This window comes from Amphritea pacifica, assembly GCF_016924145.1.
GTDB lineage: Bacteria > Pseudomonadota > Gammaproteobacteria > Pseudomonadales > Balneatricaceae > Amphritea > Amphritea pacifica.
The window spans coordinates 125,426-147,612 of sequence record NZ_JAFFZO010000001.1 but is presented as its reverse complement, the minus strand read 5'-3'; the positions used below and the strand labels follow the sequence as shown (position 1 = coordinate 147,612).

16 protein-coding genes are annotated in these 22,187 nt (G+C 51.5%); all 16 read right to left on the bottom strand.

The genetic code is table 11. The features are described 5' to 3' along the window. Positions 1 to 274: 274 nt before the first annotated feature. Positions 275 to 2,119 (bottom strand): ATP-binding protein, encoded by a 1,845-nt coding sequence (locus JW499_RS00615; protein WP_205208763.1) that lies wholly within the window; start codon positions 2,117 to 2,119, stop codon positions 275 to 277. After that, positions 2,116 to 3,534 (bottom strand): sigma-54-dependent transcriptional regulator, encoded by a 1,419-nt coding sequence (locus JW499_RS00610; RefSeq protein WP_205208762.1) that lies wholly within the window; start codon positions 3,532 to 3,534, stop codon positions 2,116 to 2,118. The genes JW499_RS00615 and JW499_RS00610 overlap by 4 nt, the downstream gene beginning before the upstream one ends. A 31-nt stretch (positions 3,535 to 3,565) precedes the next feature. Further along, complete coding sequence (locus JW499_RS00605) at positions 3,566 to 4,627, bottom strand: ATP-binding protein (RefSeq protein WP_205208761.1); 1,062 nt, start codon at positions 4,625 to 4,627, stop codon at positions 3,566 to 3,568. Next, complete coding sequence (locus tag JW499_RS00600; RefSeq protein WP_205208760.1) at positions 4,614 to 5,549, bottom strand: type II secretion system minor pseudopilin; 936 nt, start codon at positions 5,547 to 5,549, stop codon at positions 4,614 to 4,616. Before JW499_RS00600 ends, JW499_RS00605 begins: the two co-directional genes overlap by 14 nt. Then, entirely contained in the window at positions 5,539 to 6,138 is a 600-nt protein-coding gene (locus tag JW499_RS00595) for a prepilin-type N-terminal cleavage/methylation domain-containing protein (RefSeq protein ID WP_205208759.1), read from the bottom strand. Before JW499_RS00595 ends, JW499_RS00600 begins: the two co-directional genes overlap by 11 nt. Continuing rightward, positions 6,135 to 6,521 carry a type IV pilus modification PilV family protein gene (locus tag JW499_RS00590; RefSeq protein WP_205208758.1) on the bottom strand — a complete coding sequence of 129 codons (387 nt, stop codon included), beginning with the start codon at positions 6,519 to 6,521 and terminating at the stop codon, positions 6,135 to 6,137. Before JW499_RS00590 ends, JW499_RS00595 begins: the two co-directional genes overlap by 4 nt. Further along, entirely contained in the window at positions 6,508 to 6,969 is a 462-nt protein-coding gene (locus JW499_RS00585; RefSeq protein WP_205208757.1) for a pilus assembly FimT family protein, read from the bottom strand. Before JW499_RS00585 ends, JW499_RS00590 begins: the two co-directional genes overlap by 14 nt. 42 nt (positions 6,970 to 7,011) lie before the next feature. Further along, the gene (gspG, locus tag JW499_RS00580) at positions 7,012 to 7,440 is read right to left on the bottom strand and encodes a type II secretion system major pseudopilin GspG (RefSeq protein WP_332874401.1); all 429 of its coding nucleotides are present in this window, start codon (positions 7,438 to 7,440) and stop codon (positions 7,012 to 7,014) included. A gap of 14 nt (positions 7,441 to 7,454) precedes the next feature. Next, positions 7,455 to 8,669, bottom strand: a complete 1,215-nt coding sequence (locus JW499_RS00575) for a type II secretion system F family protein (RefSeq protein ID WP_205208756.1) — start codon at positions 8,667 to 8,669, stop codon at positions 7,455 to 7,457. A gap of 1 nt (position 8,670) precedes the next feature. After that, a complete protein-coding gene (gene gspE, locus JW499_RS00570) occupies positions 8,671 to 10,407 on the bottom strand; it encodes a type II secretion system ATPase GspE (RefSeq protein ID WP_205208755.1) in 1,737 nt (578 codons plus the stop codon). Positions 10,408 to 10,636: 229 nt separating this feature from the next. Beyond that, positions 10,637 to 12,853, bottom strand: a complete 2,217-nt coding sequence (locus tag JW499_RS00565; protein WP_205208754.1) for an SPOR domain-containing protein — start codon at positions 12,851 to 12,853, stop codon at positions 10,637 to 10,639. 26 nt (positions 12,854 to 12,879) lie between these two features. Then, positions 12,880 to 13,338: a hypothetical protein gene (locus JW499_RS00560; protein WP_205208753.1), complete on the bottom strand. Its 459-nt coding sequence runs from the start codon at positions 13,336 to 13,338 to the stop codon at positions 12,880 to 12,882. After that, positions 13,338 to 18,083, bottom strand: coding sequence for a hypothetical protein (locus tag JW499_RS00555; RefSeq protein ID WP_205208752.1), 4,746 nt, complete (start codon positions 18,081 to 18,083; stop codon positions 13,338 to 13,340). The genes JW499_RS00560 and JW499_RS00555 overlap by 1 nt, the downstream gene beginning before the upstream one ends. A 23-nt stretch (positions 18,084 to 18,106) precedes the next feature. After that, complete coding sequence (locus tag JW499_RS00550) at positions 18,107 to 19,693, bottom strand: cytochrome C (protein WP_205208751.1); 1,587 nt, start codon at positions 19,691 to 19,693, stop codon at positions 18,107 to 18,109. A 445-nt stretch (positions 19,694 to 20,138) separates the two neighbouring features. After that, on the bottom strand, positions 20,139 to 21,041 hold the full coding sequence (locus tag JW499_RS00545) for a hypothetical protein (protein ID WP_205208750.1): 903 nt from the start codon (positions 21,039 to 21,041) through the stop codon (positions 20,139 to 20,141). A gap of 13 nt (positions 21,042 to 21,054) precedes the next feature. After that, entirely contained in the window at positions 21,055 to 21,894 is an 840-nt protein-coding gene (locus JW499_RS00540; protein WP_205208749.1) for a tetratricopeptide repeat protein, read from the bottom strand. Positions 21,895 to 22,187: the final 293 nt, after the last annotated feature.

The following is a 22,187-nucleotide window of genomic DNA, read 5'->3' as shown; positions in this document are numbered from 1 at the left end:
CCCCGAATGATTTACAGTCGTACCGGAACTCCGTTTCGGTACCCCTAAGAATGTTTTTTGTTATCCTGTTGCTTTTATGACTTACACTTTACTTTTGAGCCGTTTTTCTGACCCTGTCAAAGCAACAGGATCCAGCGCTTCTTGTTAATGGAACAGACTAAGCAATACTTATTCCTGAAATTGTAACTTTATGTTTTATAATTGTTTTGTTTTTAATATTAATAATAGTTTCCTTTTTTATCGCAGCTCTGATGCTGAATGACAGCCCTCTTTATCAGTTCTGAGAAGCAAAGTAACTGCTGGATTTTGCCTGCTCGAGTACGGTGCGGATATCCGCCAGGGGCAGTGGTTTCGTCATCACCTTACGCACCCCTGCGTTCTGAAGCCGGGTGATCAGGTCGCGCTTCTGATCCCGTTTATCGTTGGCTTGTCCGGTCAGCGCTATGATGGTCGTTCGGGCATGTCGCTTGAGAATCTCCTGACACAGGCTGATACCATCCATATCACTGATACGGATCTCTGTGAGCACGATATCGGGTTGCCAACTGGCAACTCTTGCCAGTCCCTCATTCGCCGTTTCAGTCAGTTCTACAACAAACTCATACTGTTCCAGATAAGCTTTCAGATTGGCAGCAAACGTGTGTTCATCGTCAATGACCAGAACCTTGGATCGCAGGCTGGATACCGTCGGTAAGATCACTGATACTGTGGTACCTTCACCCTCCTTGCTGGTCAGCTCAAGGTGGCCACTGTGGTGCATGGCAATTCTTTGCGCCATCATCAGACCAAGACCCAGCGCGTGCTTTTTATTGCTGCTGAAGGGACGGAATACGTTCTTCAGCTGATCTTCAGAAATACCCACGCCATTGTCAGCAATATCGAGGCGCAGATGATGTCTGTCGTGATGTTGTTGGCGTACGGTGATGATGCCACCATCAGGCATCGCTTCAAGGCAGTTATCCAGAATGATACCCAGCAGTTGACGCAGCAGGGCCGGGTCTCCATTAACCGGTGCGTAGGTTTCAAATGGCAGTAACTCAATAATAATACTCTGACGATTAGCCTGTTCACTGATCAGTTGCAGGCTCTCTTCAACCAGCCGGTCAAACACTACCACCTGATTGTCAAAGCGGGATTCAGTTTCAGTAAACTGAATGAACTCTCCGATCCACTCCTGAAGTTTATCGACCGAGGCGATAATGTTTTGTGACATTTTCTGCGCACTGGTGGGGGTCAGCAGTGCCAGTTCAGCGCTGGAGCGAATTGAGGCCAGTGGATTCCGGATACCGTGAGCCATCGCCGAGGTCATCTCGCCGATGGTGTCCAGTGCTTCAGATTCAACAATGGCCTGTCGTTGACGTTTCATCGTCTTGCTGGCTTTACGGACGATGGAAAACAACACAATAAACAAGATAGTTCCCGCGATCAGTGCGCCAGACCAGATAAACAGCTTTATTTCGTACAGGCTGTGAAAGAGTTCGTCCGGGGTCTTGTATAGCTCCACGACGGCGACCACCTTACTCTGATCTGAATTGAACAGAGGGATGTAGATCTCAATGACCTGGTCAAGGGAGTGGGCAAAGTAGGCTAGATCCGTCTTATCGTTTGCTTCGTTCAGCTCGTTAATATCTTCCTGTTTGAAGATCAGATCGCCTGTAAATGCCCGGGCAAGCTCAGGGTTATCGGTAAATGACAAACCAATCAGGTTCGGATCGGTCGACCAGACGACGCCCATATCCGGTGAATAGATTTTAACCAGCGGCGTGTTAGGCAGTCGTCCGATACGTTGCAGATAGCCCGCCAGCCAGCGTTTATTATTGAGAAAGTCCTCCTGATAGGGGCGGTCAGGCAAGCGTTCGGTACCGGCGGCACTTTGAATAAACTGCTGGGTGACCCTGGCTTCTTCATGCAGCATGCGCATAGTCACAATATTGGTCAGGGTAAAGGCGCCCACCAGGCTTATCAGCGCGATGGTAATAAAACTGAGCAGAGTAAAGGTGCGCAGCAGATCCGATTCACGATGAGCGATCAGACGGTTGTTCTGTGAGCTGCTTGAAACCTGCTGTGAGGGCAGGTTGGTGGCCGAAGGTTCCTGCTCGGGTATCTGGGGCTGATTCATTTTTTATCACCGGATGGAATTGGGCCTACAACACTTTTGGAAGAATGGGCTACATAGCCTTTTAATCCCAGTTTATCGAGTTGCCGGTACAGGGTTGCTGTCGATAATCCAAGGAGTCTGGCGGCCGATTCCCGACAGCCTTCGGTGCTTTCCAGGGCAGCGACAATATGCTGTTGCTTGAACTTCTCTACGGCGGTATTCAGGTCGGCAAGAGAGCCGCTTTCATCCAGCTGCAGGTTAGCCAGATCACTGTTTTGCAGGGCCAGATCCCTCACCCGGATAGTGTTGTCATCGCATAGCACTGCGGCACGTTCAAGGATGTTCTTAAGTTCCCTGACATTACCCTTCAGGGGCTGATTCATCAGGTGGTGGATCACATCATTATCGATATCCATCACTGGCCGTTTCAGCTCTATTTTGAGTCGTTTCAGAATCAGTGAGACCAGTGCCGGAATATCTTCCATCCGTTCACGCAATGGCGGGGTCTGCAGGTTAACTACATTGAGACGATACCAGAGGTCTTCACGGAACTCGCCATCGGCAACCATCTTTTCCAGATCCCGATGGGTGGCGCAGATAATCCGGGTATCAACCGGGACCGAACTGTCGCTGCCCACCGGATAAACCTGGCTATCTTCCAGTACCCTCAGCAGTTTGCTCTGGATCTGCAGTGGCATCTCGCCAATTTCGTCGAGAAACAGTGTGCCGCCTGAGGCCATCCGGAAAGCCCCTTCGCGGGTCTGATTGGCACCGGTGAATGAGCCCTTAATATGACCAAACAGATAGCTTTCCACCAGACCATCGGGAATAGCAGCAACGTTAACCGGGACAAATAAGCCTTCTGCATTCTGGGATTTCAGATGGATCGACTGCGCCACCAGTTCTTTACCTGTACCGCTTTCCCCCTGAATCAGAACGTTAGTATTGGTAATGGCGACTTTGTTGATCAGGCGCCGCAGTTCACAGATCTGAGGGCTGCTGCCCGCCAGCATCTCGAGGTTTTCTGAGTCCTGATGCAGCCTGTTACGCAGGTTGGCGTTTTCATTCAGCAATTGTTTGTACTGCAGGGCGTTGGCAACTTTGTGTTCTATCTCCTGCAGAGGGAAGGGCTTGATGATGTAATCATGCGCACCACAGTGAAAAACGTCCAGGGCAGTTTCTAGCGAGCTATAAGCGGTCATTACCAGAATGATACTGGAGGGGGCGACCTCTTTGATATGCTCTATCAGTTCGGTGCCGTTAGTATCGGGCAGGCGCATATCACTCAGAATCACATCATACAGATGCTCAGCGAGTAATGCTTTGGCCGTTGCTTTGGAGTCGGCCGAATCTACCTGATAGCCTTTGCTACTGAGAAATTGGTTCAGGTTCTCATTAAGAACCGGTTCATCTTCGATGATCAGTATGTCACTCATTTAAAACTCCCTTGAACTCGGTACAGACCTGTTAGTTATCATCTCTTTTACGACAGCACTGTGCGGGGAAACTCAGCAGCACCCGGGTTCCGCCATCAGGGGCACGGGAGATGCTCAGGCTGCCCTGGTAACTTTCAACAATCTGGCGGGTGATCATCAAGCCAACGCCCATACCGCGGTTGTATAGATCGTTTTGTGTCAGTGATTCGGGATTCAGATTGCGTCCGCTGTTGGTAAAACTCAGGTCGATCCCACCCGCTTCGTTTGGCGTGACATCGATTTCTATCCGTCCGCCTTCCCCCGCCGCTTTTATCGCATTGTCACAGATGTTATCCAGCAGCAATAAAAGGTGCTTTTCAGTGATATTCAGCAGCGGCAGGTTTGGATCGACAGTATGAAAAATCTCGGTTTCCCGGCCCTCGGGGCAAAACTTCAGCAGATTCAGGGTGCTGGGAATAAAGCTGTTCAGATCGATACTGCGACTGTCTAGCGGCGAGCTTTCAGTCATAATGCCGGACAGTTCCCGCAATATCGCTCTGATCCGGCTAACCAGCTCCAGACAGGTCTGAAGGTCCCGATCGGGTTGTTTCTGCCGGCTCTGCATCAGTTCAAGCTGACTATAGAGTGAGCTGACCGGGTTGCTTAGCTCATGGGTAATACCGGCGGCCGTCATCCCCAGGCGGTAGAGCTTTTCAGGAACACCCTTCAGATTCTGATGATTCAGGGATTCAGTAGGGTCTTTGATTATGATAACGGCACCACGTTCAGGGTGGCTGACCGGGTAGATATCGACTTCGACATCGGCGTTGTTCTGTTGTAGAAAGATAATCCGGCCCTCTGCACAGGTTTTCTGTTCCATCGTCCAGCGCACACTGCTGGTAATGGTACGACGCTCATCCTGTTTACTGTTGATGCTTTCAATATCTTTCAGGTTGCGGCCAACGTTGCAGAGTTTTAAGCCGGTTTCATTGGCTTCGATGATATTGAGATCGGCATCGACCATCAGCATCGCATCCTTGCTCCGCTGAAACAGCAGGTCCCAGCCAAGTAAAGACTTATCGTCGGTTTCACTTCCGTTATTATTCGGTAGCATTACTACGCCCCTGTTCTGGCAGCAGGTTTGCTGTCATTTCTGTCAAGCCGGGAACTGCAAAATCCCATGTGAGTATGTGAAAAGGCTCTCTGATGTTACCGGGTTGTAGCGCGATGATGGACCTGAGTTGGATGCCACTGAGGCCCGGCTTTTCTACCCGGGAGGTAATTTCCAGAATGCGACTGCTGGCAGCATTGAAAAAACGCCGCGGTTGATTGTTTAATACCCCCAGTGCCGTTAACATTTCGGGCCGGGCCGCGGCCATATCAATGCCGTTCTGTCCCGAGTAGATCGTTATCAGAGGCTGCAACCTGAGAAAGAGAGCAGTGGTCATTCCCGTCACTCGCTGTAACTCGGAAACGCTTTTAAAGGGCTGATTGGTGGGCAGAAACGGACGATTGGCCGACAGATAATCACGTCGCTCGGCGCCATTCAGTCGCACCAGTTCATCGCCATCACGCCAGTCGAGAATCCGGTCAGTCAGGGTATCAGCCAGTTGTGGATCATCAATTACCCCCTGCATTATCTTGCGTAACAGAGGGTCTGATATCTGATTGATATCGGCCTTGCCCGCTTCGCTATAAACGGTGTTGTATAGCTTAAAGCCACTGTAAACCGGTGGCTCATCCGCTATGGCTTCGGTATTTTCAGAGCCCGGTTGAAGCTGATGGCTCAACAGGTTATACAGGGTCAGGTGAATCGCCGCTTCTGCAGCATAACGTGCCTGTGCCTGCTCTAACCATTGCCGGGTTGTGTCGGTGCTGGAGCGCTGGCTGGCAACCAGACTGCCAGCCAGCAGAGAGAGAATAGTGACCACCCAGAGCACGCTGAGCAGGGCGACACCGTGCTGATTGACTAAACCCGGACGGTTGTTTTGTTGCTGTATCTTTGTCAGCCATACATGACGTTCTTCAGATCGCATGCCGGTGTCTCCTGGGTTCAATAATCAGGGGAAGCCAGTCAGGCTGCCCGGTATTGGGCTGATAGATGCGGATCAACTGGGGAAGCCGGTTTTTATAAGGCCAGCGTTCTAACCAGTTTATATCGTTGCCAGCAGAGTCACTGTATTCAACCTGCAGAGGGTTGCTGGTTGTCAGGGTCAGGTGTTGTTGCAGATCCGGATTGTCTGTTCCATAGGGGGAGATCTGGATATTAAGTTCAGCGGGCTCATTTTTCAGGGTCACCCGGTAGTGGTACAAACCCGCATCACCCTGCAAGGGGGAAAGCTCAGAGACAAACTCAATACTGTCTTCATTACCCTCAAATGCGATCGGGCTGTTACGGGTTTGACTCTCCTGAATCAGCAAACTGTTTTGCAGTTGCTGTTGCAGGTGTCGACGCAGCAGGTATTGCTGTTGTTCACTGTCGCTGTGAACAGAGACTGTGTGCCAGCTGCGAACTCCCTGATAGAAACTGCCATAAACAACCATCAGCAGGATGGTGGTGATGACCATTGCAACCAGCATCTCCAACAGGGTAAAACCCGAGACTCTGTTTATCGTCCTGTTCATGAACGGGCCCCCAGGCGCAATGTTTTTAATGTCACCGGAAAATCCTGGCGTTCACCCCAACTGACCTGTACTTCAATCTGATAGAGCATAAAAGGGGAGCGAAGCGGTTGTTCAGTGTCGCTTTCCCAGGGGGTGATGCTGGCCCGCCAGCGATATTGGGAGACCTCACCCTCCAGATCATGGTTGCGTAACGGGTCGCTGGCCAGTTGCTCCATAGTGCTTTCCGCAACCTGTAAAGCATTGCGATAGTCTGAGTTGACCGAAGCGCTTCTGGCCGCACCGGAAAACAGGTTGAGAATGACACCCAGGGTCAACGCCGCGATCACCATGGCCACCAGTACTTCCAGCAGGGAGAAGCCCTGTTGCATCTCAGAGCGCTGCATAGCTTACCCCCCCGGTGAGCCAGTTGATGCGGAACTCTGTCCGGCGTGGCTGAGCATCGCGTTGCTGAATCAACTGCAGCGCCGCGCCGTTACTGCCGGCACCGGGAATAAACAGTATGAATCCGCCATCGATGGGCTGATGTTCAGCGTCTGCAAACACCAGTTCACAGTCCTCTGGCCAGTTGAACACCGGTACACCGGTATTATCGATCAGACTGCGGTCGCTGTCTGACAGTTGTAGCCTGACTATCTTGCCTGTGGCGCTGGCTCTGTTGCGTGCCTGATTAAGAGCGGTGTTGAGGTCATGCACCTGTTGCTGAAACTGTGCTCCGGCGAAGGCGGATCCGAAACGGGGTACAACCAGTGCAAGCAACATTCCTGCTATGGCCATAACGACCAGCATTTCCAGCATGGTAAAGCCTCTTTGTGGCACTGAATATGGTTGCACTGTATCCCCCGTTTTGTCGGTCAGGCTCTTAACTGTGTATTTTTATTGCCAACTGACGATATCAGCATTCTCGCCTTCGCCCCCTTCATTGTTGTCCGCACCCAGCGAAAACAGGTCGTATTCACCAAACTCACCGGGAAACTTGTAATGGTACTCATGTCCCCAGGGGTCCATACGAACCACTTTTTTCTTCAGATAGGGACCGTTCCAGCTACTTACCCCTTCAGGGGGATTGATCAGTGCATCAAGGTTTTGCTCGGTACTGGGGTAACTGCCGACTTCGAGACGATAGAGATCCAGCGCGGCACCCAGCTCCTGAATCTGCAACATTGCGGTTTTGGTTTTTGAGCTGTCCAGATGTTTTAACACCCGGGGGCCAACCAGACCCGCCAGCAGCCCCAGAATGACCAGTACCACGAGTATCTCCAGCAGGGTAAAGCCCCGTTGAGTGTGCATTGAGTTGTTTTTCACATATCTCTCCTTGACTAGAGTGCTATATCGTTGATTCCGATAATGGCTGACAAAAGTGACATAATCAGAACGGCAATGATGAAGCCAAGTGACAGAATCAGGGCGGGTTCCAGAATATGCAGTAGCTTTTGTGTTTCTGTTTCGATCTGCCGGTCGTAGATATCGGCGGTTTTTAACAACATGCCGGGCAGTTCACCGGTTTCCTCTCCTACCTGAGTCAACTGGACCACCAGCGGCGGTACCCGTTTACTGTTTCTCAGTTGATCCGATAAGCGGCCCCCCTCACGCATATGGGTGGCGGCAAGAGTGATCTCTTTGAGCAGTGTGTTGTTGGTGAAAGCGGCACTGGCCATCTCAATACTGGAGAGCATAGGCACGCCACTATTGATCAGGTTGCCAAGGCTGCGGCAGAAACGGGTGTATTCGATCTTAATATGCAGCTTTGCGACCAGTGGCAGTCTGAGTCGTAAAGCGTCCCACCAGGCAGTATTTGAACCGCTGGACAGGGTTCGGTATGCGAAGATCAGCAGCAACGAAAGTATTCCCAGCGCATAAACACCGTAATCGATAGTCACACGACTCAGCCACATCACAAACTGGGTTTCCGGGGGCAGCTCTTTACTGAAACCGGCGATGATATCGGCAAATTGCGGCACAACGTAGAGCAGGATCATCAGAATTGAAAGCAGTGATACGCCCAGTAGTATTATTGGGTAAAGCAGGGCAGCAGAGACTTTCTCTTTTAACTGTCGGCTGCGCTCAAGATGCTGGCACAGGGTTTCCAGCCCCCGTCCAATCTGACCACTGGCTTCAGCCGCCCGGATCAGACTGACATAGAGCGGATTAAAATAACGGGGAAATTTTTCCAGAGCCTGGCTGAATGTCTGGCCGCCGCGTAGTTGCTGACGCAACTCATGAATCAGTTGTTGCAGGACGCTGGAAGGGGTGCCCTGTTGCAGGATTTCGAGGCTGCGATCGAGAGGGATACCCGCTTCAACCAGATACATCAGTTCCTGTGTGAATTCGAAGATCAGTTCGCTGTTTACTGAACTGAAACGTACACTTCTGGTTTTCTTTTTCTGACTTTTCGGTTGCTGGCTGTCGGCATAGATCGGCACTTTCCCGCTGGCCTGTAGCTGGACAATCACCTCTTCGCGGTTGTTGGCGGAGATAATACCTTCAGTCAGTTCGCCGTTATTGCCGATCGCTTTGTAATAGAAGGTTGTCATCTCAGCCCTCCTGAGTGACGCGCAGAACTTCTTCCAGGGTGGTAAGCCCCGCAAGTGCCTTGATGCAGCCATCGGTATACATGGTTTTCATGCCATGTTCGACAGCCAGTTGTTGCAACTCTTTGGCGTCACAATTGAGCATGATCTGCCGGCGGATAATATCATCAACGGGCAGAACTTCTGAGATGGCGATACGTCCGTTATAACCGGAGTTGCGGCAGTGCTCACAGCCGACCGGGTTATAGAGCTTACTGCCGGGGTCGATGGTCTCGCCGCTATTCCAGCTGAGACGTTCTAATAACTCTGGCATTGGCTCAAAGGGCTCGGCACAGTGCTGGCACAGTTTGCGCACCAGACGCTGACTGACCACGCACAGCAGGGTGGAGGTTAACAGGTAATCTTCCACGCCCATATCCAGTAAGCGGGTGATACTGCCGGCGGCCTCGTTGGTATGCAGGGTGGAAAGTACCAGATGACCGGTCAGCGCTGACTGGATACAGATTTTGGCGGTTTCCAGATCCCGCATCTCCCCCACCATAATGATATCCGGGTCCTGCCGAACGATAGAGCGCAGTGTGGTTGCGAAATCCAGACCGATGGAGGAGCGAACCTGGATCTGATTCACCCCTTCCAGTTGATACTCTACCGGGTCTTCGACGGTGATAATCTTTCTTTGCTCCGTATTGAGTCCCTGCATCGCGGTATACAGCGTCGTGGATTTACCGCTGCCGGTGGGGCCAGTGACCAGAATCATGCCGTTGGGCTTTTCCAGGGCGCTTTTAAAGCGTGCCAGAGGTTCGCCACTCATGCCGAGACTCTCGAAGTCCAAAACCAGACTATCGCGCTGCAAAATCCGCATCACCACACTTTCGCCATGAACCGTGGGGATACTGGACACCCGTATATCGATAGTTTGCCCCTGAACGCGTAGGTCGATACGACCATCCTGTGGCAGGCGCCGTTCAGCGATATTCATATGGGCCATTATTTTAATGCGTGAAATAACTGCCGCGCTGAGGTGGGCAGGGGGGGCTTCAACCTCCTGTAACAAACCATCACAACGGAACCGCACCCTGAGCTTATCGTGGAACGGCTCAATATGGATATCTGAAGCGTTACTTTTACAGGCGCGCTGGATTAGCAGGTTGACCAGCCGGATAACCGGCGCTTCGCTGGCCATATCCCGTAGTTGTTCAACATCGGTATCGTTATCACTGCCCGAATCGGCGATCTGATCTGCGATTTTGCCCAGTTGTGACTGGCCATCGCCATAGAACTGATCAAACAGCGAGTCGAGATCGGTTTTACTGATGACAACCGGTTTAACCTGTTCTGCTCCTGAGGCGAGCCGGGTGCTTTTGATGACAAACTGATCGCTGGGATCCAGCATCGCCAGTGTCAGGATGCCGTTACTGAACTCAAGTGGGATAACGGAGTGCTGTTTGAGAAAGTTCTCGCTGATCAGCTCGGCGCATGCGGGGCTGGCAGGGAAATCTTCGAAAGAAACTTTAGGCAACTGGGTGACTTCTGCCAGACATAGCGCAAGATCTTCAGCGCTCACCTGCCCCAGCTTTAACAGCATCAGCGGCAGGCTGACAGACCCATCCTGTTCCTTAGCCAGCGACAGCGAACGATTAAAAAGCTCCGGGGTCATCTTCTTCCGGGAAGTAAACCACTCTTTAATGCTTTGCTCGATTACTTCGTTGTCGTCTCGCTGTAACGCTTCGGCATTCCTCATCCTCACATCCTTTTGTATTTTTAATTCACTGGACACAGATAAATAGAATTCCGTTTCAAACTGCAGTCGATCAAGTGTTTGTTTAGTTTAGATGAGAAAAGATAAAGACCACAATCACCAAATGGTCATATTTTAAGCAATTAACGTGAATGTTTTTAATATAGATTACATCCACTATTACCAATAATTTATTAGCAATAGTGAATGTGAGAGTCGCAGGTTTAGCCGCTCAGAAATCGTGACGATAACCTAAGTTTATGTAATAACTGTTAGTTTCACTGGTATCCTCGGTCAGTTCACGGTTGGAAACTTCGCCACCCGTCTCAAATTCAAAACGGGTTTTACGGGTCCAACGGTATTCCAGACGGACAGAGGGGCGGACATACCATTGCGAGGTGTTATCGTCGGTATTTTCACGGTATTCTGTTTGAAAACGGGGGTTGATTCTTAATTTTTCATTGACCGGATAGCGGCTATTCAGGGTCAGCCCTATCCTCTGACTGGTGGTGGCATCGGTGAGACGTATACCGACAATGCCCAGATCTCCCTGTTTAATCAGGTTGTTACCGATCGCCTGTACAAACAGTGAGTACTCATAATCTGTACCGGGAAATCCATCGACCCCTCCCGACGTTTTGCTGTCGCCCTGTTTGGAAACGGTCAGATCACCACTCAGCTGAAAATCCTCAGTGATGGGCTGCACCATACCCAGCGTGGAGGTGAAACTGCGGGTGGTACGATCAAGCGCATACTGGCGGGCTTCATCCTCGGTAATTCCACTGGCGAGCAGTTCACTCAGTGTGCTGACCGACTGACTCTGGATCGCTGTGGTGGTGGTCAGTACAGGACTGTTACGGTAATCGACAGAGAGGTTGAAGGTCTGTTCGTTCGCATTGGTCCAGCTGCCCAGTGCAAACAGGGTGTTCAGTTCGTTATAGGAGATATCATAATCAAGCAGTGTGAACAGCGTTTTGCCGGGCTGGAAATAGCGCACCTCGCCTCCGACAGCACGACGGTCCAGTATGCTCTCGTTGCGCTGTTCGATCAGGAACAGGTTGTAGTCCCAGGCATCGTTGAAGGTGCCCAGATCAAGGTTTACGCCATAAAACCAGCGATCCAGATTAACCTCTTTATAGGTTGAGGTTTCAACCGGAAAACCGGCCACCAGGTTAAGTTTGACGGTTTCATTAAGCGAGTGCCCGGCCAGCAGACCATCGAAGCGGCCCAGCACGCCGCCGGAACTGCTGGACTGACGTCCAAGGCGCAGGGTGTTGCTTGCCTGCTTATCCTGAAAATCCACATACATGGTGGTGATGCGGGCTTCGCTTTGGGTGCTGTCGAGGAAGTCCTCCTCATAGCCGCCGGAGAACCGGGTGCGGATATCGTATTCATCACCCCGGTAGCGGCCGGTCAGATAGAGGTCATTCGACAGGGCATCACGGTTAACTGAGGTGGTCTTGAAATCTTCGGTTTCTGTGGAAAACTCATCACGACGGTAAAACTGTGAGATACCCCCATACACATCCCAGCGGGATGGCTCGGCTTTACGGGTTGACGTGGTACGTGTGGTCGGGGTCTCTGTGGCGGTAATCATTGCCGTGATACGCTGGCGAACACGCAGGGCGTCAGCGCCATCTGGATATTTTTCCAGATACTGATCCCAGGCCGCTTTAGCCTGTGCCTGCTGGCCTTTTCGTTCCCGCGCAACACCGGTGAATTCAAGAGCCTGACGACTATACTGGTTCTCGGGTTCGCGAAGAATTTTAGTGTATAACTGGATCGCCCGGTCATATTCCTGGGCAATCATCGATTGCTCAGCCTGGATCATTATTTTTCCCAGAGGGTCACTGCTGTCCGATGCCGGCTTAGAGGTCCCGGACGCGCCGCTGGAAGCGATAACGGCAACCGGCTTGCTTGGGGCAGGTGGTTTATCGTTTGTTGTCAGCCCGGCTTTATCTGTCGGTTGTGTCGTCTGGGGCGCTATCGCCGGTTCGCTCGCTGGCGGCGCTGGCTGCGGTTTTGTCTCTGTTGTTATCGATTGGGTGATCCGGCTCACTTCGGCAATGGCGGCGAGCTTTTCGGTGTCTGGAACCTTGGTGATCCAGAGCTCCGGGTGCGTGCTGCGGATCGATGCTGCCAGTGCTTCAGCATCCCTGGCGCTGGGGAAAAAGCCGACTCTGACCCGGTACCACTTTTTGCCTTTGACGACCGCGCTGGTGATATAGGCAACCTGGCTCTTAAAAGGCAGCTCTTTAATCACAGCTTCTGCATCAGCCAGGCTTGCCAGCGATGCTACATGGATTGCGTACCGGCCGCTCGACTGTATTGTTGCACTCTCCGTGCCCTGAGGCTGTGCCTCAGCATAGCAGGGAAGGGCTGTGAGCGATCCGCCTGCTATAACAGCAGCAATAAGAGACGATAACAGGGTTCTGGTCGGGTTATGCATTATGTTTTCTCAGTTTCAAATTCGGATTACTGGCACTTGGCCTGCTGGATTCGTTTTGATGGGTAGATCAATACCTTAATGGTGCGGTAATCACTGCCCTGGATCACTTCAGAGCGCACCGCTTCGAGGTATTGCAAAGTCAGATAGGGTCCACCAGAAAAGTCACCCTCGTAGACCACCTCATCCAGCAGATTGTGGTCTTCCGGTGTGGCTGACTCCCGAAGATCGCGTGCGTCCTGATCGATTGGAGCGACCTGTATATGCTTGATTCGTATCCGTAACTCATCACTGGGGTCCTGCGGGTAATGGCTGATATAGCGGACCGGGTAGTGCATGTGGATGATGGCCAGATCCGGGTCGCAGGGCGACTTACTCCGGATCAGTTCGACCCCCTCCATGATATTCTCACCAATGGGCTGAGCCTGAATCAGAGTGGCCGGCAGAACCAGCGCGCTCAGCAGTAATGCTTTAATTAGTTTGTTCATTAGTCCCAATTCCTATCTAGAACACTGTGTTCCGGCCTGCTTTGACGGTGACAGCTGCCGGCACAGTTGCGGGCAGTGGAAACGGTGTCCCCTTCATGTTTACTTGGCCTGAAGTCATTCGCGTGACAGCCTGCACAATCTGGTGCATAAGCCGGTGTTGGCCAAGGGATTGTCTCGCTGTTAGAGGTATGGCATGCATTACAGCCCGGGTTGGCTCTGTGGTCGCCCGGATAGGAGCCAGAGCTGTGGTTGAAGTTAATACCCACGAATGAGGTTGTGTTATGGCACTCGTCACAGGCGACAGTGGTAACAAAGTGGTTACCCGGCTTGCCGGTGGCGGTGCTGCCGTTATGACAGCTTTCACAGGTGCCCGGCGATACATTGTCATGGTTGAATGATGCACCTAACCAGCTATTGGTGTTGTGACAGTCATCACAGGTGTTACTGCTCTGGATATGATTGGCAGACTTACCTGTCGCGATGACGCCGTTGTGGCAGGTGTTACAAGTACCATTGACCTCGGCGTGGTCAACCCGGACAACCGGAACCCAGGCCACTGATGAGTGGCACGCTTCACAGACATTGGAGCTGTTGATGTGGGTACCGTTCTTGCCAGTAGCCGTGGTGCCGTTATGACAGCTTGAGCAACTGCCGGTGACACCGCTATGGTCAAACACGGCATCCGCCCAGCTGTTGGTGTTATGGCAGTCATCACAGGTGTTGCCACTCTGGATATGGTTGGCTGACTTACCCATCGCAATGGTGCCGTTATGGCAGCTGCTACAGGTGCCATTCACCTCGGTGTGATCCACCCGGGTTACCGGAATCCAGCTCACCGGGGTATGGCAGGATTCACAGTTATTGGTGGTGTTGATATGCGTCGCATTCTTACCGGTTGCCGTGGTGCCGTTATGACAGCTTGAACAGCTGCCGGTGACACCGCTGTGATCAAATACCGCACCAGTAAAACTGTTGGTATTGTGGCAGTCGTCACAGGTGTTACTGCTCTGGATATGGTTGGCCGATTTACCCAGGGCAATAGTGCCGTTATGACAGCTGCTACAGGTGCCATTGACCTCAGCGTGATCAACCCGTGTCACCGGCGTCCAGCTGACCGGCGTATGACAGGATTCACAGTTGTTAGTGGTGTTGATATGGGTTGCGCTCTTACCGGTTGCCGTGGTGCCGTTATGACAGCTTGAACAGCTGCCGGTAATGCCGCTGTGATCAAACACCGCACCGGTGAAGCTGGTGGTGTTATGGCAATCGTCACAGGTGTTACTGCTCTGGATATGGTTGGCGGATTTACCCAGCGCAATGGTGCCGTTATGACAGCTGCTACAGGTGCCATTGACCTCTGCATGGTCAACCCGGGTCACCGGTGTCCAGGTAGTCGGGGTATGGCAGGACTCACAGCTGTTGGTGGTGTTGATATGCGAGCTGTTCTTGCCGGTGGCGGTAGTGCCGTTGTGACAGCTAGAGCAACTGCCGGTGACATTGCTGTGATCAAACACCGCCCCGGTGAAACTGGTGGTGTTGTGACAATCGTCACAGGTGTTACCACTCTGGATATGGTTGGCGGATTTACCCAGCGCAATGGTGCCGTTATGGCAACTGCTGCAGGTGCCATTGACCTCAGCGTGGTCAACCCGGGTGACCGGAGACCAGGTGGTTGGTGTGTGGCAGGCCTCACAGTTATTGGTGGTGTTAATGTGCGTTGAGTTTTTACCCGTTGCGAGAGTGCCGTTATGACAGTTACTGCAGCTGCCATTGACCTCATTGTGGTCCACCGTTGTCACAGGAGACCAACTGGTAGAAGAGTGACAGGACTCACAACTGTTGGTGGTGTTGATATGCGATGTATTTTTACCTGTCGCAATTGAACCGTTATGACAACTGCTACAACTGCCATTGACCTCGGTATGATCAACCCGGGTTACCGGTGACCAGGTGGTCGGGGTATGGCAGGACTCACAGCTGTTTGTGCTGTTGATATGAGTGGCATTTTTACCGGTTGCCGTGGTGCCGTTATGACAGCTGAAGCAATTGCCAGTGACACCGCTGTGATCAAACACCGCTCCGGTAAAACTGGTGGTGTTGTGACAGTCTTCGCAGGTATTACTGCTCTGAACATGGTTAGCGGATTTGCCCAGCGCAATACTGCCATTGTGGCAGCTGAAACAGGTGCCACTCACCTCTGCGTGATCAACCCGGGTGACGGGGGACCAGGTGGTCGGCGTGTGACAGGCTTCACAGTTGCTGCTGGTATTAATATGGCCGGAGCCTTTGCCGGTAGCCAGAGAGCCGTTGTGACAGCTACTACAGCTACCATTCACCTCGGCGTGATCGACACGGGTGACCGGTGACCAGGTAGTCGGCGTGTGACAGGCTTCACAGTTACTGCTGCTATTGATATGGCTGGCACCTTTGCCGGTAGCCAGGGTACCGTTGTGACAGCTGCTACAGCTACCATTCACCTCGGTATGATCAACCCGGGTGACCGGAGACCAGGTGGTTGGCGTGTGACAGGCTTCACAATTATTGGTGCTATTAATATGACTGGTGTTTTTGCCGGTGGCAGTGGTGCCGTTATGGCAGCTGTTACAAGAGCCAAGCACCTCTGCGTGGTCAACCTGGGTTACCGGTGTCCAGTTGGTATTGACATGACAGCTTTCACAGCTGTTGGTGGTATTGATATGACCACTGTTTTTGCCGGTGGCAGTACTGCCATTGTGACAGGTTGCGCAGTTAGCTGTCGTGCTGGCATGGTCAAATACCGCTTCCGCCCAGCCCAGTTCCGGATTATGACAATCTTCACAGCTGTTGCCGGAAGGAACATGGTTGGCAGACTTACCGGTGGCGACAGAACCGTTGTGGCAACTGGCACAGGTTCCCTGCACCTCATTATGATCAACCCGGGTGACCGGTGACCAGATAGTTGAAGTATGACAGGCTTCACAGTTGTTACTGGTATTGATGTGGCTGGAATTCTTGCCAGTGGCAGTGGTGCCATTATGACAGTTGCTACAGGTGCCATTCACCTGAGTATGGTCAACCCGGGTCACCGGAGACCATGCAGTGGGTGTGTGGCACGCTTCACAGGCATTGGTGGTGTTGATGTGGGCACTGTTTTTACCGGTGGCGGTACTGCCGTTGTGGCAGGCTGAGCAGCCATCGGTGACGCCGCTGTGATCGAATGTGCCATCGGTGAAGCTGATAGTGTTATGGCAGTCTTCACAGGTATTTGCGCTTTGAATGTGGTTGGCAGATTTGCCAATGGCAATGGTGCCATTATGGCAGCTGCTACAGGAGCCATTCACTTCAGTATGGTCAACCCGGGTAACCGGCGACCAGGCTGCTGATGTATGGCAGGCTGTACAGTTATTAGTGGTATTAATATGGCTGCTATTCTTGCCGGTTGCAGTGGTGCCGTTATGACAGCTTTCACAGCTACCATTTACCTGTGAGTGATCAACCTGGGTCACTGGTGACCAGTTGCTGGGTGTATGACAGCTTTCACAGCTGTTGGTGGTATTAATATGTGCTGAATTTTTGCCGGTGGCGGTGGTGCCATTATGGCAACTGGCACAGTTGGTTACACCAACCGGGTGAATAAAGTTAGCGTCGGCCCAGCCTCTGTTTGGGTCATGACATTCGACGCATGAATTGCTGCTTGGTATATGGCTGGATGATTTGCCGGTAGCCCGGGTGCCGTTATGACAGCTTTCACAGGTGCCATTGACCTCATCATGATCGACCTGCGTAACCGGTGACCAGCTGCTGCTGGTATGGCAGGCTTCACAAGTATTAGACGTATTGAAATGTCCAGAGCCTTTACCGGTGGAAAGGCTGCCATTGTGACAGCTGACACAATTGGTTGCTCCGGTGTGGTCAAACTTAGCTCCTGACCAGGTGTTTATTGTATGACAATCTTCACAGCTGTTGCTGCTGGGGATATGGTTGCCGGGCTTTCCGCTGGTGTTGAAACTGCCATTATGACAGCTGCTACAGTTACTGCCGTTATCCGGATGGTTCCACAGGCTCAGATCGCTGAAGTTAGTTGGGCGGTGACAATCTTCACAGACATTATTGACCGGAATGTGATTGGCAGCTTTACCGGTAGCCTTCACGCCGTTATGACAACTGACACAGTTGTTTTCGATGCCGGTATGGTCAAAGGAAGAGGTCTGCCAGCCGCTGGTTGCGTGACAGTCTTCACAGTTATCACTGGCAGGGGGATGGTCACTCTGCTTACCAAAAGCGATCTGGTTATTGTGGCAGGATACGCAGCTGCCGGTGACTTCATCGTGATCTACTTTTGAAACATCGCTCCAGCTGCCCGGATTGTGACAGCTGTCACAGTTATTGCTGCTATTGATATGGTCGCTGGCTTTAGTTGACGCCGGGATAATACTGGAGGAGGAGTGACAGGCTGTACAGGTGTTGGGGGTGCCTTTAAATACCCCCTTGATATGACAGCTGGAGCACTCCAGATTGGCGTGCTGTCCGTCCAGCATAAAGCCGGTGCTGAGGTGATCAAAATCCTCTCGGGGCGCTTTTTTGTCGCCCGCTGACTGTTCCGTTTTTTGTGTGTCTGAGTCCAGCTGTGCCAGTTTGTCCGGGTCGGACATCGCCTGGGCAGTGACCGGCATCATCATGCTGAGTAATAACAGCATGAAGAGGGGGATAAGGCGCCGCAGCATACCGGCGGCTGATGAAACAGGTTTAATTCTTGTTAATGACATACTTATCACCTATATCCCCTGGATTACTGACCCAGGTTGCTTGTGTCGTCAAACGATTCGGTCGTGTGGCAGCGTTCACAAAAACGCCCGAAACCGCCAAAATGAATATCATCGCTACGGTGGCAACTAAAACAGTCGGAAGCCTGATCGATATCTTCCTGATCCTTGACCGGTTTGATGTGACAGGCTTCACAGGGTTGCTCTTTGTGTTTGCCGGTCAGCTCAAAATCGGTCTGGGTGTTGTGATCGAACTGCCAGATACCCCAGTCGTTGGGGGTGTGGCATTGCTCACAGCGTCCACCCAGTGTTTCTTTATGTATATCATCGTCTTTATGACAGCTGATGCAGGCCAGGGCGGTGTCCTTGAATGTTTGTTCAAGATGGCACTCCTCGCAGCTGGTAATGGCATGCTGACCGATGAGAGGGAAGCGGGTCAGGTCGTGATCAAAGCGGATTACGCCTGAAAACGACTCTTCGTCATGGCAGCGGTTACAGCTGTCACCCTGCTGGCCCTTATGTACATCGTCGCCTTTATGGCAGCTGATGCAGTCGGTCTGCAGCTCATCTTCCAGGCTACCCTTATGACAACTATGGCACTCCAGTGGTTTATGGCTGCCACGGAGTTTGAAATCAGTATCCCGGTTATGGTCAAAACTGCTTTTCTGCCAGTTGTTTTCAGTATGGCAGTCTTTACACCCGGTCCCATTTTTCCCCTGATGGGTGTCATCGGCACGGTGGCAATCGATGCACTGATCGCCCGGTGATTTATCGTAGGGAGGATCGACATGGCAACTGTTACAAGAGGTTTCTTTATGGGCACCTTTGAGCCGGAAGTCAGTGTCATTGTTATGGTCAAACTTCAGTTCATCCCAGCCTTTCTCTGAGTGACACTTCTCACATTCGCCCCCAAAGTGGCCACCATGGGCATCATTCAGGCGGTGGCATGAGACACACTCAGCAGGAATATCCTTGTACTGCTCATCTGCATGGCAACTGCTGCAGTTAACATCGGCGTGTTTATCCAGCAGCGGGAAGTCGGTGTCATCATGATCAAATCCGGTATCCTGCCAGCCGGTTTCTTTATGGCAGTCGTCACACTGTTCGCCCAGCTTGCCGTTATGTTTATCATTGTCTTTATGGCAGTCGATACACTGATCGGGGGCTTCGCGAAAACGGTGCGAGGCTTCATGGCAACTGGTGCAGGCAGCGGTGCGATGCTCGCCTTTAAGTGGATAATCGGTCAGGTCATGATTAAAAGTGGAGTGAGTCAGCTGAACGATATCCGCCTCTCTTCCCATGTGGTCGGAGTGGCAGGTTTTGCATTCAATATTCTTACTGTTTTCCATCTGCCCATGAAACCCAGTTCCCTCTTCAATATCCCTGGCAATGTTCTGATGGTCGTGGCAGGCAAGGCAGCGGTCGCGCTGTTTGCTCTGATCAAAAGACTCGTGGCAGCTGTCGCACTCCTTTTCGAACTGCGCATGTCCATTGATCACTTTGCCCGGCATCAGAATCGTTTCGAAAATATTGGCTTCTCCGGGCGCACTGAAGCCTAGTAATAGCAGCAGGGTGATCGTCTTCAGCGAGAGAATGCGTTCAGAGAACTTCACTTAACCTCCGGTACAATATATGCCGAAAGCCCTGATGTCTTAGGGCTGTCGGACGAAAAAGGAGGAATATTAACGATGGCCATTCCCCCGATCTGGCCAGTGATGCTGCTTGTTACACAGATTAAACTGATTGAAGTTTTAAACATGACCGGGGGGTTGCGCAGTGATTTCCCCGAAGCTCTCTCGTGTAACAGGCTTATGCTTGCTGTTAATTTCTGTATTTAATTGCAAAAAACGCACCTTTTTTTAAAAAATATTTATATATCAATAGCTTGTGGAAATTTAAGCCGGTTTTTCTCATAAGATAGTGATAGCGCCATATTGGATCTTGTCTCGAAGTCCATACATATATTAAGTGATATTTTGTATTTTATAGTAAAATCAATAACTTATACTGTCTCTATTTTGATACTCTCAATAATGAGAAAAAATTCTCACATGAAAATTAATACATATGAACCGCAGCAACATGAATAAGACCTGTAATCAGTAGCATGCTGAAAAATACAACGTGGATCTTATGCCAGTTGTGAAACAGTTTTTCATAGAAGGTGTAGACCGCCATTTTGCGTATCGCTTTGAGCAATATACCAACCAGTTTACAGCTCTCTTTATACTGCTTTTTCTGCTGCTTTCTGTCCCAGCCTGCCAGTCTCGCCTGGGTTGCTATGATCGGGCGCAGGCGTCGGCGCAGAGTGAAGTAGGTGATCCATGTGCTGACACCGATAAATATTTTGCGTGGAATAAAGCTGAGTAATCCGCCACCGGGGCGCATGACGTAGTCTTCAAACTCTTTGATTTTATGTTCGATAGCGGGGGCAAGGCCGCCGCTTTGTCCGAGCATTTTGCGCGCCTCATGACTAATATCCATCAGCTCCTCAATGCGGGTGTGGGTGCCGAACAGGCCGTAGTGGATCTGGGCATAGATATAGCGCCCGGCAATACCGCTGGCGACCACGAACAACATCGAATAGAGGGCGACATTGCTGTTGGTTGCGCCGAGTGAGAAGTTGCAATGAAAGGCGATCATTACCGGTGCGATAACCCCCATGAACATATGCAGGTTAAACCAGATTTTTATCGCACCGGTGCTGCGCATGAACTTAAACTTCTTGCGCAGTGGATAGATAAATATCAATAAAAAAATAACCCCTGCAATCAGGCCCAGCCAGTAGCCCAGGCCCCACTCGGCAGTTATCAGGTATTCATCTCTCTGTTGCCAGCCCCAGAGCAGGAACAGCCCCAGCGCTACAGAGACGAAAGGCGCGGCAAACTGTTCGAAAGGGGAGAGATGTAGTTTGTTGATATCTGTCTTTTGCTGTGTATCGGCCACTTTGGTAGTGCTCATCTGATTAGTCTGGTTACTTATGAATCTGATTGATTTCAATTGTTACATGGCTTCCAGATGCCGGGTTGATCACCTGACTGAAACCTTCCAGGTCTCCCGCTGCTGCAGTGGCGCTGTCATTGAAAGAGATCCGTGCGCCGATGATAACCGCCTTGGCTGATGACAGTTTGCGGTCGGGTATTACCGCGTTGGAATCGTCGAGAGTGAAATTGAAGGGCAGTTGAGCCGGGCTCTGGCGAATGGCTGCTAGAGGCATTGGCGGGCCTTTGTCTGCCCGCGCAAAGATAAACAGCGTGGCAGTCTTGTCGGTCAGTTGTTTGGCCAACTCGGGGGTGATTTTTATGCTGCCACTCACCGAGGCTGGCAGGGCGTCAGGGCTGTCTTTCAGTGCCTGATCGATCATCACTGCGGTCAGATTACGGGATGTCTTGGGTTCTGGAAATGCCCGTGAAGGCTGAGCCGGCTGTTTCGCCGCCATGCCGCTGCGAATCTCTTCCAGGCGGGCGGGAGGGAGGCCAAGAGCGGTGGCTTTAGCATAAGCCTGGTCTGCGGCTGTCTGGTCGTTCATGTACTGATAGGTGCGTCCCAGTAGCACCCAGCCTTCCATGTCGTCGGGTTCATTTTCCAGCCGTTTTTTCAGTTTCTGGGCCATCTGGTCGAGCGGACCCGCTTCCATGGTGGCGGTGGTTTCGGCAGCCTGTGCAGCCATCAGAGAGGTGCCTGTGCCGTTACGCTGGGTCATGCCGTTGGCTGGCTCACCAGATTGAGTAGAGTTGCTGTTTGTCAGGAAAAAAGCAGCAGTTGCAAGGCCTGCAGTCAATGCCAGGGCGGTAAACAGGGTATTACGCGTCATACTATAAGAAACTCCGTAGATCGGTTTGTCTCCAATAAAGCATAAACTGTACCGCTTTTATTAATTGCTTATTTTTCAGCAAGATACCTGTAGTGCTCAGTCCGCATCTTTCGCTCTTGAGAGGGTGGCAGAGCGGTTAGGACGCTTTGGGTGTGCACTGTTGGAGACAGTTGTTGTTGCAGGGTAATTTCTTTAACGTATTAATTAGAAAATCCGGTTTTCTTTTGCCGAGTGGAAGAAAGAAACAGCTGATTTGACGTTTATTTTAATAGTTAAGAAGTTTTTATAGGTAT

Excerpts from the sequence above, each read along its gene's own strand:
- JW499_RS00615 (WP_205208763.1), bottom strand. The coding sequence starts at position 2,119 with ATGAATCAGCCCCAGATACCCGAGCAGGAACCTTCGGCCACCAACCTG.
- JW499_RS00610 (WP_205208762.1), bottom strand. The coding sequence starts at position 3,534 with ATGAGTGACATACTGATCATCGAAGATGAACCGGTTCTTAATGAGAAC.
- JW499_RS00605 (WP_205208761.1), bottom strand. The coding sequence starts at position 4,627 with ATGCTACCGAATAATAACGGAAGTGAAACCGACGATAAGTCTTTACTT.
- JW499_RS00600 (WP_205208760.1), bottom strand. The coding sequence starts at position 5,549 with ATGCGATCTGAAGAACGTCATGTATGGCTGACAAAGATACAGCAACAA.
- JW499_RS00595 (WP_205208759.1), bottom strand. The coding sequence starts at position 6,138 with ATGAACAGGACGATAAACAGAGTCTCGGGTTTTACCCTGTTGGAGATG.
- JW499_RS00590 (WP_205208758.1), bottom strand. The coding sequence starts at position 6,521 with ATGCAGCGCTCTGAGATGCAACAGGGCTTCTCCCTGCTGGAAGTACTG.
- JW499_RS00575 (WP_205208756.1), bottom strand. The coding sequence starts at position 8,669 with ATGACAACCTTCTATTACAAAGCGATCGGCAATAACGGCGAACTGACT.
- gspE (WP_205208755.1), bottom strand. The coding sequence starts at position 10,407 with ATGAGGAATGCCGAAGCGTTACAGCGAGACGACAACGAAGTAATCGAG.
- JW499_RS00565 (WP_205208754.1), bottom strand. The coding sequence starts at position 12,853 with ATGCATAACCCGACCAGAACCCTGTTATCGTCTCTTATTGCTGCTGTT.
- JW499_RS00560 (WP_205208753.1), bottom strand. The coding sequence starts at position 13,338 with ATGAACAAACTAATTAAAGCATTACTGCTGAGCGCGCTGGTTCTGCCG.
- JW499_RS00555 (WP_205208752.1), bottom strand. The coding sequence starts at position 18,083 with ATGTCATTAACAAGAATTAAACCTGTTTCATCAGCCGCCGGTATGCTG.
- JW499_RS00545 (WP_205208750.1), bottom strand. The coding sequence starts at position 21,041 with ATGAGCACTACCAAAGTGGCCGATACACAGCAAAAGACAGATATCAAC.
- JW499_RS00540 (WP_205208749.1), bottom strand. The coding sequence starts at position 21,894 with ATGACGCGTAATACCCTGTTTACCGCCCTGGCATTGACTGCAGGCCTT.